General features: G+C 76.3%; 1 protein-coding gene. It reads right to left on the bottom strand.

The genetic code is table 11. The features are described from left to right. Positions 1–1,174, bottom strand: a 1,174-nt coding sequence (locus RB628_RS16640; protein WP_318321215.1) for an AAA family ATPase, incomplete at both ends; no start/stop codon positions are given.

Genomic DNA, 1,174 nt, shown 5'->3' with positions numbered 1-1,174 from the left:
GGCTTCACTCGCCCTCTCGGCCACGGCCAGTTCGCGGGCGTAGTCCCTGACCAGGTCGTGGGGCGCGTAGTGGCCGTACCCCGTCTCCTCCAGGAGGGCTACGCCGACCAGGCGGTCCAGGGCTGCCTCGGCGCGGCGTTCGTCGGCGGCGGTGAGGCGGGCCAGGAGCGGAACGTCGTATGTGGGGAGGTCCAGGGTGCCGATGCGGCGCAGGGCGAGGGCCGCGTCGCGGTCGGCCTCGCGGACGGAGGCGTTCAGCGCGTCGTAGGCGGCGGCAAGGGAGCGGCGGACGCTCAGGTCGTCGTACTCCAGATGCGGCAACCTGCTTTCCGCTGCGGCCAGTTGGTGGGCGAGCAGATCCGGAGTGAGCGCGCGGCGGGCGGCCAGCCGGGCGGCGACCGCGCGCAGGGCGAGCGGGAGGCGGCCGGTGAGTTCGACGAGGGGGTGGGCGTCGTCGAGGCCGTCCCACCCGGAGACCGCGCGCAGCAACTCGGCGCTCTCGCCGCCGGTCAGGGGGGTGAGGGGGGCACGGTGGACGCCGTCGAGCGCGGTGAGCGGGGAGCGGCTGGTGACGATCACGGCGCAGCGGGGGCCCGCCGGGAGCAACGGCCTTACCTGAGCGGCGCGTTCGGCGTCGTCCAGAACCAGCAGCGTGCGGGTCGGAGCGAGGAGGGAGCGGAGTAACGCGGCTGCCGCGTCGGGGTGTTCGGGGATGCGGAGGGGCTCGGCGCCCAGGCCGCGAAGCAGGGAGTTGAGGGCGTGGGCCGGGGCGAGCGGGGGCGCGCCGGGGGTGGTGCCATGCAGGTCGACGTACAGCTGGCCGTCGGGGAAGCGGTCCCGGAGGGCGTGGGCGACGTGCAGCGCCAGGGCACTCTTGCCCACACCGGGCATGCCGTGGATCACCACCACGGGGGCGACAGCCGTGACGTCGGCCCCGAGGCGGCGCTCCGGGGCGAGGGCCCGGCTCAGGGCATCGGCGACGGAGGTCCGGCCGGTGAAGTGGGCCGGGGGAGGCGGCAGTTGGGCGGGGCGGGGCACGCGGGGCGGCACTGATGCCGGCGCGGGTCGAGAGGCGGGGGCGGAACGCGGCGCGGACGCCCGAGCCGGTCCCGGCGCCGACGCAGATCGCGAAGTGGGCCCGGAACCCGGCGCAGACGCAGGTCGCGGGATGGAC

The sequence above is a fragment of the Streptomyces sp. ADMS genome (genome assembly GCF_033441795.1).
In the GTDB taxonomy this organism is placed as follows: domain Bacteria; phylum Actinomycetota; class Actinomycetes; order Streptomycetales; family Streptomycetaceae; genus Streptomyces.
This window is presented reverse-complemented; position numbering and strand designations above follow the sequence as displayed.